23 protein-coding genes are annotated in these 25,483 nt (G+C 70.6%); 10 read left to right on the top strand and 13 right to left on the bottom strand.

Annotation, left to right across the window (positions count from 1 at the left end):
• Window positions 1-2: 2 nt before the first annotated feature.
• Window positions 3-848 carry an acyl-CoA thioesterase II gene (gene tesB, locus VH112_07290; protein HEX4540035.1) on the bottom strand — a complete coding sequence of 282 codons (846 nt, stop codon included), beginning with the start codon at window positions 846-848 and terminating at the stop codon, window positions 3-5.
• A gap of 73 nt (window positions 849-921) precedes the next feature.
• On the opposite strand from tesB, the gene VH112_07285 reads away from it, so the two are divergent.
• The 3 genes from VH112_07285 to cobT all read left to right on the top strand — a co-directional run bounded on the left by VH112_07285 (window position 922) and on the right by cobT (window position 3,766).
• Window positions 922-2,100 carry a glycoside hydrolase family 1 protein gene (locus VH112_07285; GenBank protein HEX4540034.1) on the top strand — a complete coding sequence of 393 codons (1,179 nt, stop codon included), beginning with the start codon at window positions 922-924 and terminating at the stop codon, window positions 2,098-2,100.
• A 71-nt stretch (window positions 2,101-2,171) separates the two neighbouring features.
• Window positions 2,172-2,693 carry a GtrA family protein gene (locus VH112_07280; GenBank protein ID HEX4540033.1) on the top strand — a complete coding sequence of 174 codons (522 nt, stop codon included), beginning with the start codon at window positions 2,172-2,174 and terminating at the stop codon, window positions 2,691-2,693.
• Between the two features lie 11 nt (window positions 2,694-2,704).
• Window positions 2,705-3,766, top strand: a complete 1,062-nt coding sequence (gene cobT / locus VH112_07275; GenBank protein ID HEX4540032.1) for a nicotinate-nucleotide--dimethylbenzimidazole phosphoribosyltransferase — start codon at window positions 2,705-2,707, stop codon at window positions 3,764-3,766.
• Here the strand turns inward: cobT and lnt are convergent.
• From lnt to hemE, 4 genes are all read right to left on the bottom strand, one after another.
• Window positions 3,750-5,276, bottom strand: coding sequence for an apolipoprotein N-acyltransferase (lnt, locus tag VH112_07270; protein ID HEX4540031.1), 1,527 nt, complete (start codon window positions 5,274-5,276; stop codon window positions 3,750-3,752). The two genes, cobT and lnt, sit on opposite strands and share 17 nt — an antisense overlap.
• 23 nt (window positions 5,277-5,299) lie before the next feature.
• Entirely contained in the window at window positions 5,300-6,130 is an 831-nt protein-coding gene (locus VH112_07265) for a Ku protein (GenBank protein ID HEX4540030.1), read from the bottom strand.
• 101 nt (window positions 6,131-6,231) lie between these two features.
• Window positions 6,232-7,641, bottom strand: coding sequence for a protoporphyrinogen oxidase (gene hemG / locus VH112_07260; GenBank protein ID HEX4540029.1), 1,410 nt, complete (start codon window positions 7,639-7,641; stop codon window positions 6,232-6,234).
• Window positions 7,638-8,672, bottom strand: coding sequence for a uroporphyrinogen decarboxylase (gene hemE, locus VH112_07255; protein ID HEX4540028.1), 1,035 nt, complete (start codon window positions 8,670-8,672; stop codon window positions 7,638-7,640). Before hemE ends, hemG begins: the two co-directional genes overlap by 4 nt.
• A 112-nt stretch (window positions 8,673-8,784) precedes the next feature.
• On the opposite strand from hemE, the gene VH112_07250 reads away from it, so the two are divergent.
• From VH112_07250 to VH112_07230, 5 genes are read left to right on the top strand one after another with little or no spacing between them, the layout of a single operon-like run.
• Complete coding sequence (locus VH112_07250; GenBank protein ID HEX4540027.1) at window positions 8,785-11,052, top strand: ATP-binding domain-containing protein; 2,268 nt, start codon at window positions 8,785-8,787, stop codon at window positions 11,050-11,052.
• Window positions 11,053-11,063: 11 nt separating this feature from the next.
• Window positions 11,064-11,663 carry a cytochrome c oxidase subunit 3 gene (locus tag VH112_07245; protein ID HEX4540026.1) on the top strand — a complete coding sequence of 200 codons (600 nt, stop codon included), beginning with the start codon at window positions 11,064-11,066 and terminating at the stop codon, window positions 11,661-11,663.
• 6 nt (window positions 11,664-11,669) lie between these two features.
• The gene (locus VH112_07240) at window positions 11,670-12,641 is read left to right on the top strand and encodes a c-type cytochrome (protein HEX4540025.1); all 972 of its coding nucleotides are present in this window, start codon (window positions 11,670-11,672) and stop codon (window positions 12,639-12,641) included.
• A 35-nt stretch (window positions 12,642-12,676) separates the two neighbouring features.
• Window positions 12,677-13,663 (top strand): Rieske 2Fe-2S domain-containing protein, encoded by a 987-nt coding sequence (locus tag VH112_07235; protein HEX4540024.1) that lies wholly within the window; start codon window positions 12,677-12,679, stop codon window positions 13,661-13,663.
• A 17-nt stretch (window positions 13,664-13,680) separates the two neighbouring features.
• Complete coding sequence (locus VH112_07230) at window positions 13,681-15,300, top strand: ubiquinol-cytochrome c reductase cytochrome b subunit (GenBank protein HEX4540023.1); 1,620 nt, start codon at window positions 13,681-13,683, stop codon at window positions 15,298-15,300.
• A 344-nt stretch (window positions 15,301-15,644) separates the two neighbouring features.
• Here VH112_07230 and VH112_07225 read toward each other — a convergent pair whose 3' ends face one another.
• The 5 genes from VH112_07225 to VH112_07205 form a co-directional block, all read right to left on the bottom strand.
• Window positions 15,645-16,103: a cytochrome c oxidase subunit 4 gene (locus tag VH112_07225; GenBank protein ID HEX4540022.1), complete on the bottom strand. Its 459-nt coding sequence runs from the start codon at window positions 16,101-16,103 to the stop codon at window positions 15,645-15,647.
• Window positions 16,103-17,782 (bottom strand): cytochrome c oxidase subunit I, encoded by a 1,680-nt coding sequence (gene ctaD / locus VH112_07220; GenBank protein HEX4540021.1) that lies wholly within the window; start codon window positions 17,780-17,782, stop codon window positions 16,103-16,105. Before ctaD ends, VH112_07225 begins: the two co-directional genes overlap by 1 nt.
• A complete protein-coding gene (gene coxB, locus VH112_07215; GenBank protein ID HEX4540020.1) occupies window positions 17,779-18,549 on the bottom strand; it encodes a cytochrome c oxidase subunit II in 771 nt (256 codons plus the stop codon). Before coxB ends, ctaD begins: the two co-directional genes overlap by 4 nt.
• A gap of 110 nt (window positions 18,550-18,659) precedes the next feature.
• Entirely contained in the window at window positions 18,660-20,030 is a 1,371-nt protein-coding gene (locus VH112_07210) for a S8 family serine peptidase (protein ID HEX4540019.1), read from the bottom strand.
• A 69-nt stretch (window positions 20,031-20,099) separates the two neighbouring features.
• Window positions 20,100-21,362, bottom strand: coding sequence for an alkyl sulfatase dimerization domain-containing protein (locus tag VH112_07205; protein ID HEX4540018.1), 1,263 nt, complete (start codon window positions 21,360-21,362; stop codon window positions 20,100-20,102).
• A gap of 118 nt (window positions 21,363-21,480) precedes the next feature.
• On the opposite strand from VH112_07205, the gene VH112_07200 reads away from it, so the two are divergent.
• Window positions 21,481-21,906, top strand: a complete 426-nt coding sequence (locus tag VH112_07200; protein ID HEX4540017.1) for an SCP2 sterol-binding domain-containing protein — start codon at window positions 21,481-21,483, stop codon at window positions 21,904-21,906.
• Window positions 21,907-21,930: 24 nt separating this feature from the next.
• Here the strand turns inward: VH112_07200 and VH112_07195 are convergent, their stop codons facing one another.
• The 3 genes from VH112_07195 to VH112_07185 all read right to left on the bottom strand — a co-directional run bounded on the left by VH112_07195 (window position 21,931) and on the right by VH112_07185 (window position 23,477).
• Window positions 21,931-22,563, bottom strand: a complete 633-nt coding sequence (locus tag VH112_07195; GenBank protein ID HEX4540016.1) for a hypothetical protein — start codon at window positions 22,561-22,563, stop codon at window positions 21,931-21,933.
• Window positions 22,564-22,714: 151 nt separating this feature from the next.
• Window positions 22,715-22,954: a twin-arginine translocase TatA/TatE family subunit gene (locus VH112_07190; GenBank protein ID HEX4540015.1), complete on the bottom strand. Its 240-nt coding sequence runs from the start codon at window positions 22,952-22,954 to the stop codon at window positions 22,715-22,717.
• A 130-nt stretch (window positions 22,955-23,084) separates the two neighbouring features.
• Complete coding sequence (locus VH112_07185) at window positions 23,085-23,477, bottom strand: NYN domain-containing protein (protein ID HEX4540014.1); 393 nt, start codon at window positions 23,475-23,477, stop codon at window positions 23,085-23,087.
• 184 nt (window positions 23,478-23,661) lie between these two features.
• On the opposite strand from VH112_07185, the gene VH112_07180 reads away from it, so the two are divergent.
• The gene (locus VH112_07180) at window positions 23,662-25,374 is read left to right on the top strand and encodes a SpoIIE family protein phosphatase (protein HEX4540013.1); all 1,713 of its coding nucleotides are present in this window, start codon (window positions 23,662-23,664) and stop codon (window positions 25,372-25,374) included.
• Window positions 25,375-25,483 lie beyond the last annotated feature (109 nt).

The following is a 25,483-nucleotide window of genomic DNA, read 5'->3' as shown; positions in this document are numbered from 1 at the left end:
GCTCAGCGGAAGCGGACCAGCCCCTCCTGGACCACGGACACGGCGAGGCGGCCGTCCCTGGTGAAGATGGTCCCTCTGGCCAGGCCCCGTGCCCCATAGGCCGAGGGGCTCTCCTGGTCGTAGAGCATCCACTCATCGGCCCGGAAGGGTCGGTGGAACCACATGGCGTGGTCCAGGCTGGCCCCCATCAAGCGGGGATCGTCCCAGCTGACCCGGTGGGGCAGCATCACGGAGTCGAGCAGGGACATGTCGGAGGCGTACGCGACCACACAGGCGTGGAGCAGGGGGTCGTCGGGCAGACGGCCGTCGGCCCTGATCCACACCTTCTGCTGGGGTGGGCCGACGCCGGCCCGGAAGAGCCCTCCGCCGTTGCCGACATAGCGCTGGTCGATCGGCTGCGGACGGGTCAGCCAGTCGCCGAGCTGCTCGGCATACGGCGCCAGCCGCTCCTGGAAGGTCGGCAGTGACTCGGGGTCGGGCGCGTCGGGCATGGGCAGTTGGTGGTCCACGCCCTCTTCGTCGACGTGGAACGACGCCGACAGGTTGAAGATGGCCCTGCCGTGCTGGATGGCCACGACGCGCCGGGTGGTGAACGATCGGCCGTCGCGGATCCGGTCGACCTCGTAGAGGATGGGGACGCTGGTGTCGCCGGGACGGAGGAAGTAGGCGTGCAGCGAATGCACGTTGCCCCGCTCGACGGTCCGGCCCGCGGCCACCAGGGCCTGACCGGCGACCTGGCCACCGAAGACGCGTTGTCGCTTCTCCTCGGGGCTGATGCCGCGGAAGATGTTCACCTCGATGGCCTCGAGATCGAGGAGGGCGACCAGGGCGTCGAGCGCATCTGTCATCCGGTCATATTGTCATTCCCTTGTGCACAGTCCGTCCGACTGGCGCCGTCCCCCTTCCGCTACTGTCTGCCAGATGGCGGCGCGTTTCCCCGACGGCTTCCTGTGGGGTACAGCCACCGCCGCCCACCAGGTCGAGGGCGGGAACTGGAACAACGACTGGTGGGCCTGGGAGCATCAGCCGGGCTCGGGCTGCGTCGAGCCGAGCGGCGACGCCTGCGACCAGTTCCACCGCTATCCCGACGACATCGCCCTGCTGGCCCGCCTCGGCTTCGACACCTACCGCTTCTCGTTGGAGTGGAGCCGAATCGAGCCCGAGCGGGGGGAGTGGTCGCTCGCCGCGCTCGACCACTACCGGCGCGTCTGTGCCTGCTGCCACGAGCACGGCCTCGTACCGGTGGTCACCTTCCACCACTTCACCACCCCGAGGTGGATGGCGGAGGCCGGCGGTTGGGCCGACCATGGCGCTGCGGACCTCTTCGCCCGGTACTGCGAGCACGCCGCCGCCCACCTGGGTGACCTCATCGGGTGGGCGTGCACGATCAACGAGCCCAACATCGTGGCCCTCATGGGGTTCATGGCGGGGGTCTTCCCCCCCGGGAGCCGCGATCCTGCACTGCGCCGGATCGTGAACGAGGTGCTGATCGACGCCCACGGCAAGGCGACCGCGGCGATCCGCTCGGGACCGGGGACGGCGCCGATCGGCCTCACCCTGGCGATGTCCGACTACCAGGCCGTCGACGGCGGCCAGCCGACGGTCGAACGCATCCGCCGTTCCATGGAGGACGTCTTTCTCCAGGCGGCGCGGGGCGATGACTTCCTCGGTGTGCAGTGCTACTCGCGCACGCGGGTTGGCCCCGCTGGGGCGCTCGGGCCGGAGCCGGGCGTGGAGACGACCCAGATGGGCTATGAGTTCTGGCCCGAGGTGCTGGAGGCGGCCCTCCGCCGGGCTTGGGACGTGACCGAAGGCGTACCGCTGCTGGTCACCGAGAGCGGCATCGCCACCGAGGACGACGATCGCCGGATCGCCTACGTCCGCCGCGCCCTGGCCGGGGTCCACCACTGCCTCGACGATGGCATCGACGTGCGCGGGTACACCTACTGGAGCGCGCTCGACAACTTCGAGTGGGCCCTCGGCTACCGCCCGACATTTGGGCTGGTAGCGGTTGACCGCAAGACCTTCGAGCGCCAGCCCAAACCCAGCGCCGCGTGGCTCGGCTCCGTGGCCAGGGCGAACGCTCTCGGTCCGCCGTGAGGCGGATGACCGTCGGGGCGTCGTCGAGGGCGACGCGGGGTTGAGGGGATTGTGACGATATGATGAAGGGGGTGAGCCTCGCTCCCGGCGACGTGAAGGCGTGGGCGTCGACGCCGAACGGCAAGAAGGCCGTCCGCTACACCTTGGTGTCGGTGATCTCGGTGGCGGTCAGCCAGGCCGTGCTCTTCCTGACCTTCGGCGTGATGCAGGTTGGCTCCGCTGTCACCTGCAACATCATCGCCACGGCCGTTGCCACCGTGCCTTCCTACTACCTCAACCGGCGGTGGGCGTGGGGCAAGAGAGGTCCGTCGCACCTGTGGAAGGAGATCGTGCCCTTCTGGGCCCTGGCCTTCGCCGGGTTGGCCTTGTCGATCCTCGCCGTGGACATCGCCGAGAGCAAGGCGCACCTCGTCACCTCCTCCCACCTGGGCACGGCTGTGATCGTCAACGCCTCGGCCCTGGCGGCGTGGGGCGTGATCTGGGTCGGCAAGTTCGCGATCTTCAACCGCCTGCTGTTCATCGACCACGGTCACCAGCGCCCGGCGCGCCTCGAGGCGGTCATCCTCGACCGTCCCGGCACGCCTGACGACTGAGCGAGCCCCAGGTGCTCGACTTCGCGGACGCCCGGGCCCGCCTGGGTCGCCCCGACCAGGCGGCGGCGCGCTCGACCGCCGCCCATCTCGACCGGCTCACCAAGCCGCGAGGATCCCTCGGCCGCCTCGAAGCCCTCGCCGTCCAGCTCGCCGGCATCGCCGCGGAGTCCCCTCCACCGGTCCCCGAGCCTGGTGTGGTCGCCGTCTTCGCTGGTGACCACGGTGTGTTGGCCGAGGGCGTGTCGCCGTGGCCGGCCGAGGTCACCGCCCAGATGATCGCCAACTTCTGCGCCGGCGGCGCAGCCATCAACGTCCTCGCCCGTCACGCTGGGGCGGGCGTGGTGGTGATCGACGTCGGGGTCGCCGCCGATCTGGCCCCCGCCGACGGGCTGGTGTCGGCGAAGGTGCGGCCCGGGACGGCGAACCTGGCCGAAGAGCCGGCCATGACGGCGGAGGAGACGACCGCCGCCCTCGACGTGGGGGCGGCCGTGGCCGACGACCTGGTGACGAAGGGGGCCCGATGCCTGGTCACCGGTGACATGGGCATCGGCAACACGACCCCGTCGGCCGCCTTGATCGCCGCCTTCACGGGTCGGCCGGCGGCGGAGGTGACTGGCAGGGGCACCGGCATCGGCGACGACGAGTGGGACCGCAAGGTCCACGTCGTCGAGCGGGGCCTGGCCCGGACCGCGGCGGAGGCGAACATCGAGCCCCAGGCCGTGCTGGCGTCACTGGGCGGCCTGGAGATCGCCGCCCTCGCCGGGTTCATCGTGGCCGGTTCGGCCGCTCGGGTTCCGGTCCTCGTCGATGGTGTGATCGCCGTGGCTGCGGGCGTCGTCGCCGAGGCGCTGGCGCCGGGGTGCGCCGCCTTCTGTGTCGCCGGGCACCGCTCCAGCGAGCCCGGAGCGTCGGTCGGCCTCGAGCACCTCGGCCTGTCGCCTCTGCTCGACCTGGACCTGCGCCTGGGAGAGGGGACCGGCGCCTGTGTGGCGCTTCCGGTGCTCCAGGGAGCGGCTCGGATCGTGCGGGAGATGGCCACCTTCGACTCCGCCGGGGTCAGCGAGAAGCAGTAGTGAGCTGCGGGTCCCGCGGATCCGCCCTCCGACGACGGCGGCCCAGGACCTCGAGGACCCACGCTGCCAGCACCGCCAGTCCGCTGGCTGCGAGGACCGGCACGTCCCCCACCCGGGCGTAGGGCGTGAGCCCGGTGCGCATCGCCGGCGTGCCCTCGACGACCTGCTGGGATCCGAGATTCGACCGGGCCAGCACGCGGCCCCGGTGGTCGATGATGGTGGAGAAGCCGGTGGGGGAGGTCAGGATGAGATCGCGTCCCTCCTGGATGGCCTGGAGCCTGGCTGTGGTCAGCTCCTGGGTCGGCACCTGGCTGGTGGTGTAGGAGGCGGTGTTGGTGGGCACGGTGAGGAGCCGGGCGCCCGACCGGACCGCCGCCCGGCCGGCGTCCTCGTAGAAGACCTCGTAGGAGATCATCACGCCGAGGGACCCGACCGGGGTGTGGAGGATCCCCGGACCGTGGCCGGGGATGGCGTCGCGGGGAACGGCGGACAGGTCGGCGAGCAGGCCGAAGAAGGGCCGCCACGGGATCCACTCGCCGAACGGGACCCGATGGACCTTGTCGTAGGTGGCGACGATGGCCCCCGACGGCGCCCACGCCACCGCGATGTTGCGGAACTGGCTCGTCCCGACCGGCTCGGTCACCCCGGCGACCACGGTGGCCCTCTTGGCCCGAGCCAGCTGGCTCACCTCCTGGGCCTCGGCGGAGCCCTGGAGGGACTGGTTCAGGTCCAGCACGTTCTCGGGCCACAGAATGAGCCCAAGTGGGGGCCGAAGGGCCAGGCTCGGTGTGAGCTGGGCGTCGAACACCGTGGCGGGGTCGACCTGGGAGGCCCGGAAGCCCCGCCGCCCCCCGCCCTGCACCAGTGCGACCCGGTCGCTCCCCACGGCCGCCCCGCCGTCGGGAGCCAGGTCGCCGGCCACGGCCAGGCCGACGATCGCCACGGCGGCCAGCCCCGCGGTGGCGAGCGCGTGGGCCCGTCGGCGCGGATCGATCGTCTGGCCCAGCGGGACGAGGCGGGCCGCCTCAGCCAGGACGACGCCGCCGAGCGCGGCCAGCGCCAGCAGCAGCATCGGGCCGCCCAGCCGGGCCGCGGGACCGATGGGACTGCTCACCTGGCCCAGTGGGATGCCACCCATCGGTAGGCCGCCGAAGGGCCACGAGCCCCGGACCACCTCGGCGAGGACGAGGACGGCCGGGAAGGCCAGGCTCCGTCCCCGCACCGGGGGCACCAGGGCGCAGGCGACGGCGACGAAGGCCGACTCGAGGAGAACCAGCACCACCCACCCGCCGGCGTTGAAGGCGGTGGTGAAGAACAGGCCGATGGCGAGCAGCCCGACGCCGAAGGTGAGCCCGGCCAACGCCCGGGACGGCGCCCCGCGGCCTTCCAGCAGCCGGTAGAGGACGGCCAGACCGACGGGGGCCAGGATCCAGAACCCCCACGGCGGCAAGGAGAAGGCCGTCGTCAGGCCGGCCGCCAGCCCGACGGCCGCGACCCTGATGGCGGACATTCTCCCCAGCGGCGCGCCGATCCTTAGGAAGTTGCGCGTCGCTTCTCCTGCCGCCCGGTGTCCTCGGTCTCGCCCTTGTCCTTGACGGCGGCCAGGCTGGCTTCGAGCGCCGACATGAGGTCGACCACCGGTGCGGCCTTCTCGGGCGGCGGCTCGGAGACCACCTCCTGTCCCTGGGCCTTGGCCTCGATGAGCGCGAGCACCGCCTCGCGGTACGTGTCGTGGTACTTGTCGGGCTCGAACTTGGCCGTCAGCGAGTCGATCAGCTGCTTGGCCACCTTCATCTCGCGGCTCGACGGCTCCGCCCCCGGTCCTGGGACCCCCTCCAGCTCACTGGCCGGGGAAACCTCGTCGGCGAAGTTCATCGTGGTGAGGACCAGCGCGTCGCCCAGGGGCCGCACCGCGCACAGGTACTGCTTGGTGCGCAGCACCACCCGACCGATGCCCACCCGCCCGCTGTCGTTCATGGCGTCGAGCAGCAGGCGGTAGGGCTTGACGCCGGGGGCGTCGGGCACCAGGTAGTAGGAGGAGTCGAAGTAGAGCGGATCGATGTCCTCGAGGGCCACGAAGTCCTCGATGTCGACGGTGTGGGTGGCTTCCGGGTCGAGCGCCTCGAGCTCCTCGTTGGTGACAACGACGTACTGCCCGGGCGCGATCTCGTAGCCCTTCACCAGGTCGTCCCAACCCACTTCCTCGCCGTCGGCGGGGCACACCCGCTTCTGCTGGATGCGCACGCCGTCCTTGGCGTGGAGCTGGTTGAAGCGCACGTCCTTCTTGCGCACGCTGGTGAACAGCTTCACGGGCACGTTGACCAGCCCGAAGCTGATCGATCCGCTCCAGATAGCTCTGGCCACCTCATCACCTCGCTCTCCTGCCCAGCCCTTCCGATTCTCCCAAATTCGCCACGCGTACCCCACACCAGCGGCGGGATGGATCCCCGCCGCTGGCCGCGGGCTCATCGCCGGGCGCCCGCCGTCAGCTGGTCGAGCACGGCCCGGGCCGCCCGGCGCCCCTGGCCGATGCATGCGGGGATGCCCACCCCTCCGTACGAGGCCCCGGCGGCGACCAGGCCCGGCTGGCGGGCCAGCGCGGCCTCGATCCGGGCCACACGCTCCATGTGCCCGACCTGGTACTGCGGGAAGGCGCGAGGCCAGCGAGCGATGGCGACAGCGTCGGGAGGTGCGCTGATCCCCATGGCCTCCTGCAGCTCCGCCCGCAGTAGGCCTACAAGCTCCTCGTCGGCCATGTCCAAGGCGCGTTCGTCTCCCCAGCGGCCGGCTGACGCCCGCAGCAAGGTCGTGCCGGGGCGCGCCAGGTGCGGCCACTTGGCCGACAGCCAGGTGCACGCGGTCATGAGGCGCCCGTCGACCCGGGGAACGAGAAACCCACTGACTTCCGGCGTCATCGAGACGGCGTGGGACGGATAGGCCAGGGTGACGAGGACCACCGACGCGTGCTCGACGGCATCGAGCTCGCACGCCGCCTCCGGTAGTTGGGACGCCACCAGGTCCGAGGCCACGAAGGACGGCACGGTCAGGACGACCGCGTCCGCCACGACGGGCCCATGAGGCGTGCCCACCTCCCACCGTCCCTCCGCTCGCTCGAGCTTCTCGACCGCGACCGCGGTGCGCAGCTCTACGCCACGCTCGGCCAGCTGGCGCGCCAGTGCCTGGACGAGCTGGCCGAGCCCGCGGCGCGGGGCGAGGAAGACGGGGTTGGGCGCGGCGCCGGGATCGCGTGGCGGCGGACGCAGGCCGCGCAGCAGGCTTCGGTGCTCGCGTCTTGCCGCGTCGAGCTGGGGGGCGGTGGCAGCCAGGCTCAGGTGCTCGGTCGACCCGGCGTGGATGCCACCCAGGAGCGGGTCGACCAGGCGCTCGCGCACCTCGCGACCGAACCGGGCGTCGACGAGGGCGGCGACGGAGCGGTCGTCGGCGGAGGCGTCAGCGGGAAGGATCAGGTCGAGGCCGGCGCGGGCCAGCCCGGCCGGCGAGACGATCTTCGAGGCCCCGAGCGTCCGAAGCCGCGTGGGGACCCCCAGCACGGTGTCGTCGGGCAGGCGCCGCAGATGGCCCCGCGTCCAGATGAGTGCCGTGTTGGTGGCGGGAGCGACCAGCTCCTCGCCCAGCCCGAGCTCCTGGCACAGGGCCACGGCATCAGGCACCCGGGCGAGGAAGGCGTCGGGCCCGGCGTCGACCGGCTCGCCGGCCAGGTCCTGGCGGTCGATCTTGCCGCCGAGGCGCGTCGCCGCCTCGAGCACCGTCACCCGGGCGGGACTGCCGCCGCCCGCCGGTTGCGAGAGCTCCCACGCCGCCGCCAGGCCGGTGATGCCGCCGCCGACCACCACCACCTCGTCGCTCGGCGTCATCCGATCCGACCCTCCTCATGGACCAGGTCGACGATCCGGTGCAGCACATCAGGGTCGGTCTCGGGCAGCACCCCGTGGCCCAGGTTGAACACGTGGCCCGGCCGGCCGCCGCCCGCGGCCAGGACCTTGCGAGCCTCGGGCGCCACGACTTCCCAGGGCGCCAGGCAGATCGCCGGGTCGAGGTTGCCCTGGACCGCCCGCCGTGGTCCAACGCGCTGTCGGGCGGCGTCCAGGGGTACCCGCCAGTCGACACCGACGACGTCGGCGCCGGCGGTCGCCATGAGCGCCAGCAGCTCCCCGGTGCCGACCCCGAAGTGGATGCGGGGCACGCCCAGGTCGGCCAGCCCGGTGAAGATCCGCGTGGTGGCCGGCAGGACCAGGTCCCGATAGTCGTCCGGCGACAGGACACCGACCCAGCTGTCGAAGAGCTGGATGGCGGTGGCGCCGGCCAGCACCTGAGCTCGCAGCGACGCAAGGGCCTGGTCGGCGAGCAGCTCCACCAGCTGTGCCCAGGTCGTCGGGTCGGTCCGCATCAGGGTCTTGGTGCGGGTGTAGGTGCGCGGCGGCCCTCCTTCGATGAGGTAGCTGGCCACGGTGAACGGCCCTCCGGCGAAGCCGATGAGGGGCACGTTGAGCTCCTGCACCACGAGCCGCACCGCGTCGAGGACGTAGGGGATGTCCTCCTCCGCCTCGAGGGGCCTGATGCGGGCCAGGTCGGCCGGACCCGAGAAGGGGCTGTCCACGACCGGACCCACCCCCGGCACCACGTCGACGCCGAATCCGATGGCGGCCACCGGGACGACGATGTCCGAGAACAGGATGGCGGCGTCGACGCCGTAGCGCCTGACCGGCTGGAGGGTCAGCTCGGCGGCCAGCTCGGGTTGGACGATGGCCTCGAGGACGCTTCCGTCACCGCGCAGCGCCCGGTACTCGGGAAGCGACCGACCAGCCTGGCGCATGAACCAGACCGGCACTCGATCGACGGGCCGGCACCGGCAGGCCCGCAGGAACGGGGAGTCCTCGAGCGGCACGCGGCGACGTTACCTGCGCGGACTGCGGAGTCGCCCCCGGCATTCGGCTTCGACGCTGAACGGTATTAGGGTTGACGGTCCCGCCCACGGTGGACCGACCCGGGACCTGCCGGTGCCCCATCCCGACCTCCAGAGCGAGCAGGCCTATATCGACCACGCCTACGAGCGGCTGGCGGCTATGCGCGATGCCGCCCGCCGGCGGTTGGAGGCGGTTCTCGACCAGGGCAAGGGCGGCACCCACCAGGCCAGGCAGGAGCGGGACGTGATCGTCCGCTCCAGCCTCCAGCGGCTCGACCAGCTGGAGATCGGTCGCCACGCCCTGTGCTTCGGCCGGATCGACCGGGCCGGCCCTGACGGGGCGGCCGCCGGCCCGGGAGGCCGGCCCGCGGGCACCGCCGGCCCGGGAGCCCGGCCCGAAGACACCGACGGCGCCGGTGAGACGTTCTACATCGGCCGGCTGGCCGTCTCCGGGGCCGACCACGAGCCGCTGGTGGTGGACTGGCGGGCGCCGATCGCCGAGCCCTTCTATCGGGCGACGGCCCGCCACCCCATGGGTCTCGTCCGCCGGCGGCACTTCTCGACCGACGGCCGGCGGCTGCTGGGCATCGAGGACGAGCTCCTCACGCTCCCCTCGGGGGAGCCGGGCGGCCAAGACGGGCTGGCCGATGGTGACACCGAGGGTCGCGTCGGCTCCGGAGCGCTGCTGGCGGCTCTCGAGCGGACTCGTTCCGGCCACATGCGTGACATCGTGGCGACGGTCCAGCGGGAGCAGGACGAGATCATCCGAGCCCCGCTGCCCGGTGTGGTCGTCGTCCAGGGTGGTCCGGGCACAGGCAAGACCGCGGTCGCCCTTCATCGCGCCGCCTACCTGCTGTACACGCACCGGTTCCCTCTGGAGCGCCAGGGCCTGCTCGTCGTGGGGCCCAACCGGGTCTTCCTCCGCTACATCGAGCAGGTCCTGCCGTCCCTCGGTGAGAACGGCGTCGTGCTCGGCACGGCCGAGAGCCTGGTACCCGGCGTCGACGCCCGGGGATCGGACGACCCGGGCACCGCCGCCCTGAAGGGCGAGATCCGGATGGCCACGCTGATCGCCCGGGCGGTGCGGGACCGGCAACGAGCGCTGACCCGCGATGTCGAGGTGCCGTTCGGGTCTGCGGTGCTCCGCTTCACGGCCCAGGTCTCGGCCGAGGTGGTGACCGCGGTCCGCCGGCGTCCGGGCACCCACAACTCCCGGCGGCGGCAGCTGGAGACCCTCGTGGGGCGCCGCCTGCTGGCCCAGTACCGGGAGTCGTTGGCGCGCGCTGGCGCCGCCGACCGCGTCGCGGGCTTCGAGCTGGAGGACGACGAGTTCATCAGCGAGGTCCGCCGGGTGCCGGCCCTGGCCGAGGCGCTCGACCGCATGTGGCCCCGCCTGCGGCCCGAGGAGCTGCTGCACGACCTCTACGGGGCGCCCGCCCTCTTGCGCCTCGCCGGCCGCAGAGCCGGGCTGGCCGATCCCGAGGTGGGCGCCCTGCATCGCCCCAGGAGCAGCTCGCTGGACGAGATCCCCTGGTCGGTCGCCGACATCCCCCTCATCGACGAGGCCCGCGTGCTGCTCGGGCCGGTGTCGTCCGGTGGCGAGGACGACCTTCGCTCGTACGGCCACATCGTGGTGGACGAGGCCCAGGACCTGTCGCCCATGCAGCTGCGCATGGTGTCGCGCCGCTCGCTGTCGGGCTCGATGACCGTCGTCGGCGACCTGGCCCAGGCGACCGGTCCGGTTGCGCCCAAGGCCTGGACGGACGTCCTGGCCCACCTGGCACCCGGACGAGCGGCGCGGACAGTGGAACTGAGCGTCAACTACCGCACGCCCGACGAGGTCATGAGGGTGTCGAGCCACGTCCTCCGGGTGGCAGCACCGTGGGTCGATCCACCTCGCTCGGTGCGGGTGACAGGTGAGGCCCCGGCAGTGGTCGCCGCCGGTCCGGGCGGCCTCGTCGCCGAGGTCGTGGCGCGGTCGGCCAGGGAGGCGGCCCTGGTCCGGGGCGGCACCGTTGGAGTGGTCGCTCCCGGCTCGCTGGCGCCGGCGCTGGCCGAGGGGCTGAGCCGAGCCGGGCTCTCGTTCGGCGACGCCAGCCGGGACGGGCTCGACTTCGCCATCACCGTGGTCCCCGTCGAGGTGGTCAAGGGCCTCGAGTTCGACTCGGTGGTCGTGGTGGAGCCCGCCTCGATCGTCGACGAGGAGCCCCAGGGACTGCGGGCCCTCTACGTCGCCTTGACCCGCGCCACCCGGCGTTTGACTGTCGTGCACGAGCATCCCCTGCCGTCGGCCATGGCCCCCTCCACGGGCTCGCCGGAGCCGGTCGGCGCCGATGTGATCGGTAGCGGCCCCTTCGACTAAGAACTGGACCCGTGACTCAGGCCATCCCGGTCGAGGGGACCCCGGGCTTCGGACCGGCGCACGCCAAGCGCCCGTCCATGGTGGGCGTCGGGACCATCATCTGGCTGGCCTCCGAGCTCATGTTCTTCAGCGGGCTGTTCGCGTCCTACTTCACCATCCGCGCCCACGACGGGAACCCCTGGCCGCCCACGGCGACCCACGTCGATCCCATCCGGGCGGGCATCTTCACCTTCATCCTGGTCATGTCCAGCGTGACCATGCAGCACGCGGTGTGGCAGGAGGAGAAGTTCCTCCGGAGCTCGGCCCGCTTCTGGACGATCATGAGCTTCCTGCTGGGGGCGGCGTTCGTCGCCAACCAGCTGTACGAGTGGCTGACGGTCGACTTCACTCCCAAGACCAACGCCTACGGGTCGATGTTCTTCATGATGACGGGCCTGCACGCACTCCACGTCACCCTGGGCCTGCTGGCGATGGTCGCTCTCCTGGGGCGCATGATCGGCCCCCGCGGCGACCCGGGCGAGGTTCCCGCGTTCCAGGCCGTCGCCTACTACTGGCATTTCGTCGACATCGTCTGGGTAGCTCTCTACGCTTCGCTGTTCCTCCTCCACTAGACCGTGATGCGCAATCGACTCCTCCTCCCCGCTGCCCTGGTGGCCTTCGTGGTCGCCCTGGGCCTGCTGTCGTTCGGAGGCAGCCCGACGCCAGCGCGGGCGCAGCCGGCCACCGTTCCGACCACCACTCCAGGCGGGGCCTCATCGACGCCTACCTCTGTCGCCAACCCCGCGACCACCTCGTCGACGCTGCCGGTTCCGACCGCGCTGGCGGGGACGGGACAGCAGCTGTTCATCAACAACTGCTCCAGCTGCCACGGGCTGAGCGCCGAGGGGAGCGACCGGGGCCCCAACCTGGTCGGGGTGGGCGCGGCGACCGTCGACTTCTGGGTCTCGACGGGGCGGATGCCGCTGGCGTACCCGGGCGCCCAGGCGGTGCGCAAGCCCGTGCTGTTCAGCAGGACCCAACAGCTCGCCATCGTCTCCTTTGTCACGTCCTTCGGGGCGGGAGGGCCGGGCATCCCCGTCGTGAACACCGCGTCGGCCAGCCAGTCGAGCGGCAACGACCTGTTCGGGCTGAACTGCGCCGGCTGCCACGTGATCACCGGGGTCGGTGACGCCCTGGCCAACAGCGCCTTCGCCCCGTCCCTCTACCAGGCGACGCCGACGCAGATCGCCGAGGCCATGCGGACGGGGCCGGGGAACATGCCGCGGTTCGGGCCCGGCACCCTGAGCGACCAGAACGTCAACGACATCGTGCGCTACGTGACCTACCTGCAGCATCCTGCCAACCCGGGAGGCCTCGGGCTGGGTCACGTGGGGCCGGTGACGGAGGGCTTCATCGCCATCGTGGTGGGCCTCGGCGTGCTGATACTCGCGGCCTACTGGATCGGGATCAGAGCAGGACCGAACAGTTCAGACTCCACGAGCGGTGCCCCCGATGCCGACAGCCGGCCCCCTGCCTCTCCAACAGCGGACGCGGGTACGAGTGCCCCTGGTGCCCCGCGGACAGAGACCACCGAGAAGGTTGAAACGTGAGCCCTGGCGGCGAGGATGAGAGCAGGAGCGAGCAGGTGAGCTCAGGCGGCGCGGGTGGCGCTGGCCCGGGCAGCACGAGCTCCGGCGGTGGCACGGCCACGGCGGTCGAGGACCTCCGCCTCGAGATCCCGGTCCAGCGCCCGCGCCGGGTCGAGAACTTCGTCGCCCTGTGCTTCGCCGTCAGCGTGCTGGCCACCATCGGCCTGGCCATCATCTACTCGCTGGGCGGCCAGACCCAAGCTGAGGGGGCCCTGCTGGGGGTGGGCCTGGCCGGCATCGGCATTGGCGTCGCCGCCTGGGGCAAGTACCTCATGCCGCAAGGACCATTCCGCGAGGATCGCCACGAGCTGCCCACCACCGAGGAGGACAAGGAGGCCTTCGGCGCCGCCTTCTCGAGAGGCGCGGTGGCCGTCGAGCGACGAGGCTTCCTCGGCAAGCTGCTCGGTGCGGCCATAACGGTCTTCTCGATCGTCGGCATCTTCCCGTTCATCCGCTCTCTCTACAATCCGAGGCCGGGGAACGCGCTGGACTTCACCCAGTTTCGTCCGGGCTCCCGGTTGGTCCGCATCGACGGCAATCCGGTTATGGCCGACGACGTCGACGTGGGTGGGGTGCTGACCGTGTTCCCGGAGGGCCACGAGGGCGATGCCGTGTCCCAGACGCTGCTCATCAGAGCGTCGTCGGTGCCCATCACCACCCTGCCGGGGCGGGAGACGTGGTCACCACACGGCTACCTCGCCTACTCCAAGCTGTGCACCCATGCCGGCTGCCCGGTGAGCCTGTACCAGCAGCAGGTGCAGCAGCTGCTCTGCCCGTGCCACCAGTCGGTGTTCACGATCCTCAACGGAGCCCGACCGATCTTCGGCCCCGCGCCCCGCCTCATACCCCAGCTCCCGATCATGGACAACGGCGACGGATTCCTGAGGGCCCAGTCGGACTACCAGGAGCCGGTCGGTCCGGGGTACTGGGAACGCAACACGTCGACGACGTTGAACCCACCGAAGAACAAGGCGGCGGGATAGTGATCAAGCGACCGACGATGAAGTCACGCGACAAGCCGCGTCCTTCGGTCGAGGACCGCACCATCGAGCTGGCGCGGTGGGTCGACGACCGCTTCGGTGTGGCCCGGTTCGGGAAGACCACGCTGAACAAGATCTTCCCCGACCACTGGTCCTTCCTGCTCGGCGAGATCGCCATGTACTCCTTCGTGATCCTCATCATCACGGGGATCTTCCTCACGCTGTTCTTCGTGCCGTCGACCCACGAGGTCGTCTACAACGGCAGCTATGTCCCGTTGCGGGGCCAGCGGGTCTCGGAGGCCTACCAGTCGACGGTGGACCTCAGCCTCAACGTGCGGGCCGGCCTGGTCATGCGTCAGATGCACCACTGGGCGGCCGACATCTTCGCCGCCGCCGTGGTCGTGCACCTGTGCCGGATCTTCTTCACCGGGGCCTTCCGCCGGCCCCGGGAGCTCAACTACATGATCGGGCTCACCATGCTGATCCTGGTCATCGTCAACGGGTTTATCGGGTACTCGCTTCCGGACGACCAGATCTCGGGCGCGGGCCTGCGCATCGCCTTCTCGATATTCCTGTCCATCCCGATCATCGGGACGTGGGGGGCTTTTCTCCTGTGGGGCGGCAACTTCCCCGGCAACGGCGACATCATCCCCCGCTTCTACTCGCTGCACATCCTCATCATCCCCGCTGTGATCGCCGGCCTCCTCGCCGCCCACCTGGGGATCATGTGGCACCAGAAGCACACCGACTTCCCGGGGAAGGAGAAAACGAACCGAACCGTGGTGGGGTCGTCCTTCTGGCCGACCTACGTGGCCAAGACGACCGGGTACTTCTTCATCATCTTCGCCGGTCTCGCCCTGCTCGGGGGCCTGTTCCAGATCAACCCCATCTGGCTCTACGGCTCCTATGAGCCTTTCAAGGTCAGCTATGCCGTGCAGCCCGACTGGTACATGGGGTGGCTGGACGGGGCCCTGCGGATCATGCCCGCGTGGGAGACCCAGTTCGCCAGCCGGTACCTGATCTCGGCCCCCTTCTACCCGGCAGTCATCCTGCCCGGGCTCACCTTCGGCATCCTCTACGCTTGGCCGTTCATCGAGGCCAGGTTCAGGCCGGAGGACAAGACCCAGGAGCACCACCTGCTCGACCGGCCCCGCGATCGACCTGTCCGCACCGGGCTCGGGGTCGGCGTCCTTACGTTCTACGTGATGCTGTTCTTCGCCAGCTCGACCGACGTCCTGGCCAACACCCTCAAGGTGTCGCTCAACGGGGTCCTGTGGACGTTCCGCATCGGGACCCCCACGATTCCCATCGTGGTGGGCCTGGCGACGTACCAGATCTGCAAGGAGCTGTCGCGTGCTCCGAGCGCGGGACTGCGCAAGCGCTCGAACGTTGTCGTGCGGTCGCCCGACGGCGGGTACACGACGGTCCCGGCCGACATCCACCCCGGCGACGACGTCCGCGAGCCGCCGCCCGAGGAGCTGCCGGAAGAGGCGGTGCGCCGCGGTGGCGGCCGTGGGCCGGAGGGCGGCGAGGAGGAGGTCGGCGTCGGAGCCGACCGCTCGGAGGCCACCGGCGTCACGCCTCCGCGCCGGTTCGGAGGCCTCCTGCGGCCCCGGCACCGGCCCGCCGGCAGCAGCTGACCCCGGCGTCCAGCGCCGGCCGGCCCGCGCGGGCGATCTGGCCCGGTCGCATCGTCGGCGTTCTACGAAATCGCCGCCGATGCGCCGGCCAGCTCGCCCGGTGAGCTCGGCCCTTTGCGCCTTCGCCGCCGAGGTTTCTGTGCCCCGATCGCGACGAGCTGCTGAGGAGCTGCTGAGGCCGTCGATGAGCGAACGTGTCGCGTTCAGGGCGCTCTGACGGGCGGGCTCCACTGCCTCGCTTGTAGGAGGCGAGGGAGCGGCACCTCGGCTGGCCCCCATTTCGAAAGAACGGGGCCAAGCCGAGGGTGACGCTCCCGCACCGACGTCCGGCGGGAACTCCGTGCTCAGACGGTGCCGCCGCGGCGGCTCTCGATCACGACGCCGACGATGGCCGAGATGATCATGCTCACGCCCAGGACCCAGAGCCAGGCCCCGAACACGAAGCCCGACGCCAAGACGCCGGCGCCGATGCCGAAGATGAAGGGCCAGATGCTCGAGTCGGGAAAAGCGCCGATGTGGCCGGCCCCCTCGTCGAGGACAGCATCATCGCGGTCCTCCGGCCGAGGGCGCATGCGCCGTGACCACCACAGCAGGTAGCCCCCGGGGAGGAGACCAAGGAAGGCGGTGAAGACGAGCAGGACGGTCCCTGCGTTCTCGTAGGACCCGAACCAGTACATGGCGCAGACGGCGGCGAAGAAGACGGCCACGCCGACCAGGAACCGGGCCTCGACGATCCAGGCCCGCCGGCGTCGCGTGAACGCCTTGTCCTCCGGGATGGTGCCCTCGGGCGGGACGTTGCTCATCAAACCGTGACCCCAGTCGGTCCCTCGATCCCTGGGGCGTCAGGCTCTCCGTGGTTCATGTCCCACACCGGGCGCTCGGACCGGATGAGGGGGAGCCGCTCGAAATTGTGGTGTGCGGGCGGCGAGTCGGCTGCCCACTCCAGGGTGTGCCCGTCCCACGGATTGGGACCGGCGGGTATCGGTCGGCGCCAGGAGACGTAGAAGTTGATCAGGAGGCACACCACGGACAGGAACAGGATGTAGGCCCCCGCCGTCGAGATGCGGCTGAGGAAGGTGAACCCGTCGGTGGGCGAGTACACGGCGATGCGGCGGGGCATGCCCTTGAGCCCGAGCAGGTACTGGGGCATGAACGTGACGGTGAACCCGACCAGCGTCAGCCAGAAGTGCCACTTGCCCCACCCCTCGTGGAGCTTGCGCCCGGTGATCTTGGGATACCAGTAGTAGATCCCGGCGAAGCCTGCGAACACCGCCGTCCCGAACAGCACGTTGTGGAAGTGGGCCACCACGAAGTAGGTGTCGTGGACGAAGAAGTCGACCGGCGGCGAGGCCAGGAGCACGCCCGAGAGGCCGCCGAGCAGGAACGTCACCAGGAACCCGATGGCGAACAGCATCGGCGTCTCGAACGTGAGCTGGCCGCGCCACATCGTCCCGATCCACGCGAAGAACTTGATCCCCGTGGGCACCGCGATGAGGTAGGAGAGCCCGCTGAAGAATGGGAGCAGGACCACTCCCGTGGTGAACATGTGGTGGGCCCACACACCGGTGGACAGCCCCGCGATCGCCATGGTCGCGAAGACGAGGCCCTTGTAGCTGAAGACAGGCTTTCGGGAGAAGACGGGCAGGATCTCCGTCACGATCCCGAAGTAGGGCAAGGCGAGGATGTACACCTCCGGGTGCCCGAAGTACCAGAAGAGATGCTGCCAGAGCACGGGCACACCACCGCCTTGCACTGTGAAGACGTGGGTGCCCAAGTGGCGGTCGGCCATGAGCAGCACGAGGGCGCTGGTGAGGACGGGGAAGGCGATGAGGATCAGGATCCCGGTGACGACCATGTTCCAGGTGAAGATCGGGACGCGGAACATCGTCATGCCCGGCGCCCGCAGGTAGAACGTGGTGGTGATGATGTTGACCCCGGTGAAGATGGCCGAGAACCCGGTCAGGATCAGCGCCATGATCCACAGGTCCGGGCCCGCCCCTGGCGTGCTCGTCACGTTGGAGAGGGGCGCGTAGGCCACCCAGCCGAAGTCGGCGGCGCCGCTGGCGGTGAAGAAGCCCGAGATCATCATGAGCCCGCCGCTCAGGTACAGCCAGTACGACAGGGCGTTCAGGCGGGGGAAGGCCATGTCCGGGGCGCCCACCTGGAGCGGCACGATGACGTTGGCGAAGCCGCCGAAGGCGAACGGCCCGGCGAACAGGTACATCATCAGGCTGCCGTGCATCGTGAACAGCTCGTTGTACGCGTGCTGGCTCACGATGGTGCTGTTGGGCTCGGTCAGCTGGGTGCGCATGACCATGGCCAGGACGCCGGCCAGGAGGAAGAAGAGGAACGAGGTGATCAGGTAGCTCTTGCCGATGACCTTGTGGTCGGTGCTCGTGAGCCACTTGTAGATCCCCGAGGGCTCGGCCTCGTGGTCAGGCTCGTGAACGATGGTCGCCGGACGCTCGCCGATGATCGTCATGCCGCCGCTCCCGAGGTCTGGCCGGCCAGCCAGGTCCTGAACTGACCCCGGCTCACCGTCTTGACGCTGAACAGCATTTGCGAATGGTAGAGCCCGCAGTACTGCGCGCACCGACCGATGAAAGTCCCGCTCTCGGTGGGGTTGAAGTCGAAGGTGTTGGTCACTCCGGGCTGGGCGTACCGGCTGAAGTTGAACGCTGGAATGTAGAAGCCGTGCACCACGTCGTTGGAGACGAGATTGATCCTCGTGCTCACGCCGACCGGCAGCACGAGCTGGGCCGGGTGGTTGGGCGACGGGACCAGCGACACCCCCGATCCCTGGTAGTCGAAGCGCCACCCCCACTGATAGCCGGTGACCTTCACTGTCACCGCCGGAGTGGGGCTCACGGCGTCGATCCGGTCCTCCACGATGACCGTGAAGTAGAAGAGCCCTATCACGATGAGGATCGGGACAATGGTGTAGACGATCTCCACGGGGGTGCTGTAGCGGATCTGCTTGGGGAGCTCGTCGCCCCGCTTCCGGTAGCGGATGATCGACCAGAAGATGAGTATCCACACGATGGCCCCGACGCCCATGGCGGCGAGGAGGGACCACTCCCACATGTGGAACGCGGCATGGCCCTGGTCCGTCGCGCCCTTGAAGGCACCGAAGGTGGGGATGGTGCAGGCGGAGCCGGAGATGGCGACGAGGAGCAGCCCGATTGCCGCCCAGAGTCCCCGTCGCGAAGAGGAGCCGTGGCCACCCGCCCGGCGAAGCTCGCGGATCACGCGGGGCAATCTAGCGGGACGTGCCGGCGAAATCGAAAGCCGGAGGGGCCCGCACTTCGCCGCTGGTCACAGCCCACGTCGTCCGGCTGGTACGGGCCGCGTCGGACGGCTCAGCCCCGCAACTGCCGCCGGACCCGGAAGGCCGCGGTGAACCCGGCCACGAGGAAGGTGACCACGGCGAGGACGCCGGCGGCGCCGGACATTCGGCCATCGCGACCCTGGCCGGCGGTCGGGATGCCCAGGTTCCCGGCTGCGCTCGCCCGGGAGCCGGGCGGCGGGCTGGCGATGGCTGACACCGTGGGGGATGTTCCCGGCCGCGGCGCCTGGGTGCCCGTGGATCCGGAGCCTGCGGGTCGGGCGGAGGCCGCCCCTGAGGTGGCCGCGTGGCCGGACGAGCCGCCGGCGGGCCCCGACGGCGCCGCGGGGGCGGGACCGGCACCGACTGCGCTGGAGGCGTCGAGGCGGCCGGCGCAGCCGGACCCGCAGGCCGTTGCCTTGTTGGCCGAGGACAGGAGGTCCGACACCGCCTGGGTCGGGGTTCGCCCCATCGCCAGGAGCAGTGCCACCGTCCCCGTCACGTGCGGGGTCGCCATGGATGTTCCCTCGTCATAGCCGTAGGAGTTGGCCTGGCCCGAGCTCCAGTAGGTCGAGATGATGCACTGGGCCCGGGCGGCGCCGTCGCAGGTCGGCTGGCCGGTTGAGTCGTAGCCCGCACCGCCCGGCGCGACCAACGACCACTTGGCATTGCCGGGCGGACTCGAATAGCTGGTCGGCTGGCCGTTGGACCCCGTGGCTCCGACCACGACGGCGTCGGTGTTGCCGTAGTTCTGGCTGCCGAGACCGAAGTAGTTGGTGTTGCCTGAGGCCAGCACCGGCACTGCCCCGTGGCTCCAGGCGTACTCGATGCCGGTTTCCAGCGAGTTCTGCCCCAGCAGGCCGGGGACGATCGGCGTGGAGTCACCCAGGCTCAGGTTCACCACCCGGGCGCCATGGTCGACGACCCACATGATGCCGGCGTTGACGTCGGAGAAGTTGCCCGACCCACGGGCGTCAAGGACCTTCGCCACGACCAGCTGGGCGTCCGGCGCGGTGCCCGCCACTCCCAGCCCGTTGTTCGTCGAGGCGGCGGCGATCCCCGACACGTGCGTCCCGTGCCCGTTGTCGTCCTGGGGGCTCCCGTTGCACTTGGTGGAGTCCCCGCCGGAGTTGATGCAGTTGGTGCCGGCGACGACCTTGCCGGTCAGATCCTGGTGACCGAGGTCGACTCCCGAGTCGACGATCCCGATGCGCACGCCCCGGCCGGTGCTCGCGCCCCACGCCGCCGGTAGACCGATCTGGGTCATGTTCCACTGCTGGGGCCAGAACGGGTCGTTGGGGGCTGCGGGGGTACCCGAGGCGGAGCAGGCCCACGCCAGGACGGGAAGCGTTGCGAAGACAGAGGCGACGACCCCGGCGCGACGGAAGACCGAGCGACGAGTCATTGCGTGTGTATATTCGCCCCTTTCGGCCCACTCCCTGCCTTTTTCGGGGGATGCCGAAGGGGACCCGCGTCACCCCTGCGCCAGGCGGCGCGACTCGGCGGCGGCCCAGCCGAAGATGCCCCTCGACATGACCGAGTCCTCGTGGGCCACCCGTCGCTCGTACACCTCAGCTCGAGCCCGGTGCACCTCGGGATCCGCGGGGGCGGCGAGCGCCGCGGCCTCGGCCAGATGGCCAGCCAGTCGGAGATCGCCGGCCTCGGCGAGCTGTCGGGCCCGATCGGCCAGCCGCTGGGCCCCGCCGGCCAGATCGGCCAGCTCCCCGGCCAGGTCGGCCTCGGGGGCAGGCTTGAGCATGGCCGGGTTGCCGTCGTACCAGCCGCCGTACAGGCGCCAGGTGTTGCGGACCACGAACTCGAGCTCGTCGTAGATGGCGTGGAGGTACGGTCGCTCGAGGAGATGGCGGGGGGCGGCGACGCTGTGGATCACCTCGTCGAGCCGGGCTCCCTGGTTCATGAGGGCCACGGTCTGGTCGTGCAGGCTCTCGAGAAGCTCGGCCGTGTCGGTGAGGGCCCGGGCGACCCGGTCGGCGCCGACGATCGGGAAGCCGTGGCCAGGCAGGAGCACCTCGGGACCGAGCGCGGCCATCTTGCGCAGCGCCGCCGCCCACTCGCTCGGGTAGCGCTGGACCTTCTGCGGATTGCCGGCGTTGGGTGACGCCCAGATGAAGAAGTCACCGCAGCACAGCACGCGGCGCTCGGGGATCCAGGTCCAGGTGTGGTCGTCGGTCTCCCCCCGGTCGTGATGCAGCTCGAACAGCAGCCCGCCGATCTCGAGGCTCATCTGCTCGCGATAGGTGTGGTCGGGGTAGCGGTAGCTCGTCGGCCACACGAGGTCGGGCGCCTGGAACTGGCGCTGGTTGACGATGCCGTTGTAGCCGGCGGTCAGCAGGTAGCGGTCGAAGCGCGGGGGGAGGGCCTCATGGCTCACCACGGTCGGTGCGGGCCAGCTGTTCGACCGGGCGTCCTCCTCGAAGGGACCGACGCCGAACACGTGGTCGATGTGGCCGTGCGAATAGATGGCCGTGTGCAGGCGGTCGGCCGACCACCGCCGCAGCTGGCTATGAATGGCGAGGGCGAAGAACGGGCTGCCCGTGTCGACGAGCACCAGCCCCTCGCCGGTGGCCACGGCGCTGACGTTGGCGAAGGAGCGCACGAAGACCACCCCGTCGGCGATCTCCGTCAGGCTCGTGTCGGGAAAGAACTGATGCTGCTCGGCGATGTCCGCCTCACCGCGCCACAGGCGGTCGGCCGTCTCCAGCACGCTGTTCGTCATCGTCGCCCCCGATAGTTGTTTCCTGCGCCGCCTCCCGGGCGGGCGCACGCCGGACCGTTGTGGCCCCGACCATCGAGATCCTAGGATTCGCCGCTACCGACGAGCAGGAGGAGCGTCCATGGCCGAGAACGCCGAGCAGCTGGGCCGGGAGCAGCTGGCTGAGCTCGTGGATGGAAGGTCGGACGAGGAGATCAACGAGTTCGTCTCCGCGACCGGCGTGGACACCGTGCTGGACCAGATCTTCGAGGGGATGCAGGAGGCCTTCCTCCCCGAGAAGGCGGCCGGCCAGTCGGCCCTCGTCCAGTGGGACATCGCCACTCCTGACGGGACCCGCAGCTACCAGTTCAAGGTGGACAACGGAGCGTGCTCGGTGGCCAAGGGCGCCGGCGAGTCTCCTCGGGTCACCCTGGGGCTGGCCTTGGCCGACTTCGTGCGCTTCGTGTCGGGCAAGCTCGACGGCATGCAGGCCTTCATGTCGGGCAAGCTCAAGCTCACTGGCGACATGTTCTTCGCCCAGACCATGCAGACGTGGTTCGCCCAGTAGCGCTCGCCTCATAGAGGGCTCGCGTCAGTCAGTTCGCCGCCGGTTGGCGCGCCCCAGCGCCGTGCCGAGCCTGCGAGCCCCTTCGCCCAGGGCGCGGTCCGGACCGGCCCTTCGTCGGCGGGCCCGTGCTGCCAGGACCCCCAGCGTCCAGGCCGTCGTGGGCACGGGGCGCTGTGTCGCCGGCGGCGCCGCAGGCCCAGAGGGGGACCCGTTCCCGCCCTCTGCTGTTCGTGGTGAACGGCGAGCAGAGGGGGCGGCAGCCCCGTCGCCGGCACTCGCTGCCGGCGACTGCGCCGCCTCGCCAGGAGGCCCAGCACTGCCGCTGCCCTCCGAGACGGGGGCGCGGCCCGGCTCCCTGGACGCCGGAACAGCCCGGGTGGCTGCTCCCCCGGTGCCGACGGCGGCGGCGGCCGGGACGTAGCGGGTGCGAAAGGCCAACCGGAGGAGGATGATGGCGAGCGCCTCGGCCACGATGACCCCCGCCACGTCGAGGTCGTTCCTGGCTATGACCGGCGAGACGGCCAGACCGATGACCAGCACCAGATCGAGGCCCTGGTGGAGGCGGGGGCCCACGATGTGGACCAGGCCGAGGGGGCCCCGGGACAGCAGGGCCATCGCCACCAGATAGGCGGCGGCAGCTAGGAGGACCTTTCCCATGGGTCCGCGTACGTGCAGTGAAGTCTCGACCAGGAGCGCGGCGAAGACGTACTCGGCCCCCTGATGAAGCCCGAACGGAAGTCCGGCCCGTTCGGACCGGGCGCGATCGGACTGTGCCCGATTGGACTGTGCCAGATCGGACTGGGACCGCCTAGGTACTTGCCTGCCCCTTGTCCTCCGTCGTGGCCTTTTCCTGGGCCTTGCCCTTGCCCTCGGCCTTGTCGTCCGTCGCCTTGTCCTCCGCGTGGCCCCCCTCTTCGACGCCCTTGCGGAACTCGTGGGACGCCGATCCCAGTGAGCGGGCCAGCTTCGGAAGCTGGGTCCCGCCAAAGAGCAGCGCGACCACGGCCAGGACTATGAAGAGGTCGGGCCCGGCGATATTGGCGAGCACACGCATCTCCTTCCACTGCGGTGCCCACCAGGCTAGAGGCCCGAAGCGGGCTGGTGCAGCCGGGCCGGAAGATGACGACTGCGGGGCTGCCCTGGCGCGGTCCCGCCGGGGCGACCCTGCGCCAGCACGCTCAGCCGGCCAGCTCGTCGAGCTGGGTGAGGAGGGTCCCAGCCCCCGCCACGGCTGCGCCGAGCCGCTCCGCCTCTTGGCGGAGGGCCCGGTCCGAGGTGAACACCCGAACTGACCCCGGCTCGGGCTCCTGGGCCAGCAGCTCGAGGATGCGCTCGTCGGCGGCGTCGGGGCCCGAGCGCCGGGCGTAGAGGACCCGCACCCCGGGGTGCTCGCCCTCCGGCAGCTCGGGCTGTGGCCGCCCGTCGAGCACCAGGGTCACGTCGTCGCCGGTGGCGGCGGCCAGGCGCTGCAGGCGGCCGAAGAGCTCCCGCGCCGCGGCGGCCCGGTCGCGCCACCAGCCCGTCGGACGGGAGCCGATCACGTTCATGCCGTCGACGAGGATCCGGCCCATCTCCGGGCTACCCTACGGCGTCCAGGTGGTCTCGACAGTGGTGGAGCGATCGGGCATCGGCCGAGGGATTAGGGTGTGCGCCCGGCGCCGGACGGGTGAGTCGGGGTCAGGAGACGGGGAGGATGGGGAGCACCCTTACACGCGGTCTTCATCATGCTGTTGTGACACCAGGCCGGAGCGACGGATGCCGATGACCGGCGAGGCGTCTCCCGACGCCAGCGAGGTCATCGACGCCGGCTCGCCCGCGGCGCTGGACGCGCTGTTCCGCGGCCTTCCGGTCGGGCTCATGATCTTCGACACCGAGCTCCGCTTCGCCCGGGTCAACGACGCCCTGCTGGCGATGGACGGCGGCACCTCCGACGAGCGGTGCGGCCGGACGGTCCGTGAGGTCCACCCGGACCTGGCGTCCGGAGTGGATCGGTCGTTGCGCCAGGTGCTGGAGACCGGCAGGCCGATCTTCGGCGAGCGCGTGGAGGGAGAGCTGCGGCACGCCCCCGGGACGGCGCGCGTGTGGCGGATGAGCTACATCCCTATCGACAGCTCTGACGGAACCAGGTGCGGCGTGGGAGCGATCGCCGAGGACATCACCGAGCTGGAGCTGACGGAGCACGCAGTCTCCCGGGATCGCGAGCGGCTGGAGCTTCTTTCGGGCGTCACGGCAGAGGTGAACGCGGCTTTGGACCCTGGAGCCAAGCTGCAGGCGCTGGCTCATGCCGTCGTGCCCGCGATCGCCGATATGTGTGCGGTGTTCGTGCTGCCGGCGGCGCGGCGAGATGGTTGGAGCGATGGACCGGAGGTGACGGCGGAACCCGTCGCGTTCGCAGCGACCCGGGAGCTCTGCGGCGCTCGTCCCGACCCCGGTGTGAGCATCCGGTTCCCGGGAGACGATCCGGTCACCAGGGCAGCGCGGAGTCGCACACCGGCGCTCCACCGGGTCGATGCAGAAACGCCACCGGGATGGATCCAGGCGCTGTGCCCCCGTACGCAGTTGCCGCGCGAGCGGCCGCACACCACGGTCGGCGTGCCGGTGATCGCCGGCGGTGAGGTCGTCGCGGTCGTTCTCTTCGGGGCCTGTGGCGAGCGACCGAGCTACAACGGAGACGACCTGCGCATGATGGACCAGCTCTCGGCTCGGGCCAACGTCGCCGTCGAGCATGGGCTGCGCTTCCATCAGTCGCAGGAGATCGCGACCACCCTGCAACGCAGCATGCTGCCGCGCGCCGACGTGACATCGGTTGACGGGTTGGACGTCGCCGCCCGGTGCGTACCGGCGGCGGGCCACGCCGAGGTCGGTGGTGACTGGTACGACGTCATACGGTCGAGATCGGGTGGTGTCGGGCTGGTGATGGGCGACGTGATGGGCCGAGGCGTCCACGCCGCCGCGATCATGGGTCAGATCCGCACCGCGGTGCGGGCCTACGCCAAGCTGGGCCTGCCGCCCGGCGAGGTGCTGCGAGCGCTCGACGAGCTGATGATCGATGTCGGAGAGGCCGAGATCGCCACGTGCATCTATGCAGTGCTCGATCCGGCCACCTGCCAGCTTCGGTTCGCCAACGCCGGACACGTGCCGCCTCTCGTCGCCCGCCCCGGCGGGCTGACGAGCAGCCTCGAGGCCGACCAGGGACCGCCGCTCGGCGCCGGCGTCGGCGGGTACAAGGAGCACACGTGGTCCCTTCCCGAGGACGCCATCCTGGCTTTCTATACCGACGGGCTCGTCGAGTCCCACGGCCACGACCTCGAGGACGGGATCAGGGCATTCGCCGACGTGCTCAGCGGTGACGGCTCGTCGCTCGACCGACTGTGTGACGAGGCCATCGAGTCCATGGCCCGGGTGGCGGGCGGTGCCGACGACACCGCCCTTCTGCTGGTGCGGCGACGACCGGGGCCCGCCGCCTGACGCCGGAAAGGCTGGGGATGAATCCGATCGGGCACGAACCACAACCGGCGACCGGCGACGTCGTCGATGACGGCCGTCTGGGCGTGACCCGGCGCGCGCTGCTCGGCGG

The organism is Acidimicrobiales bacterium (assembly GCA_036270875.1).
Classification (GTDB): domain Bacteria; phylum Actinomycetota; class Acidimicrobiia; order Acidimicrobiales; family AC-9; genus AC-9.
The sequence above is the reverse complement of the archived record's forward strand: the minus strand, read 5'-3'. Positions and strand labels throughout refer to the sequence as shown.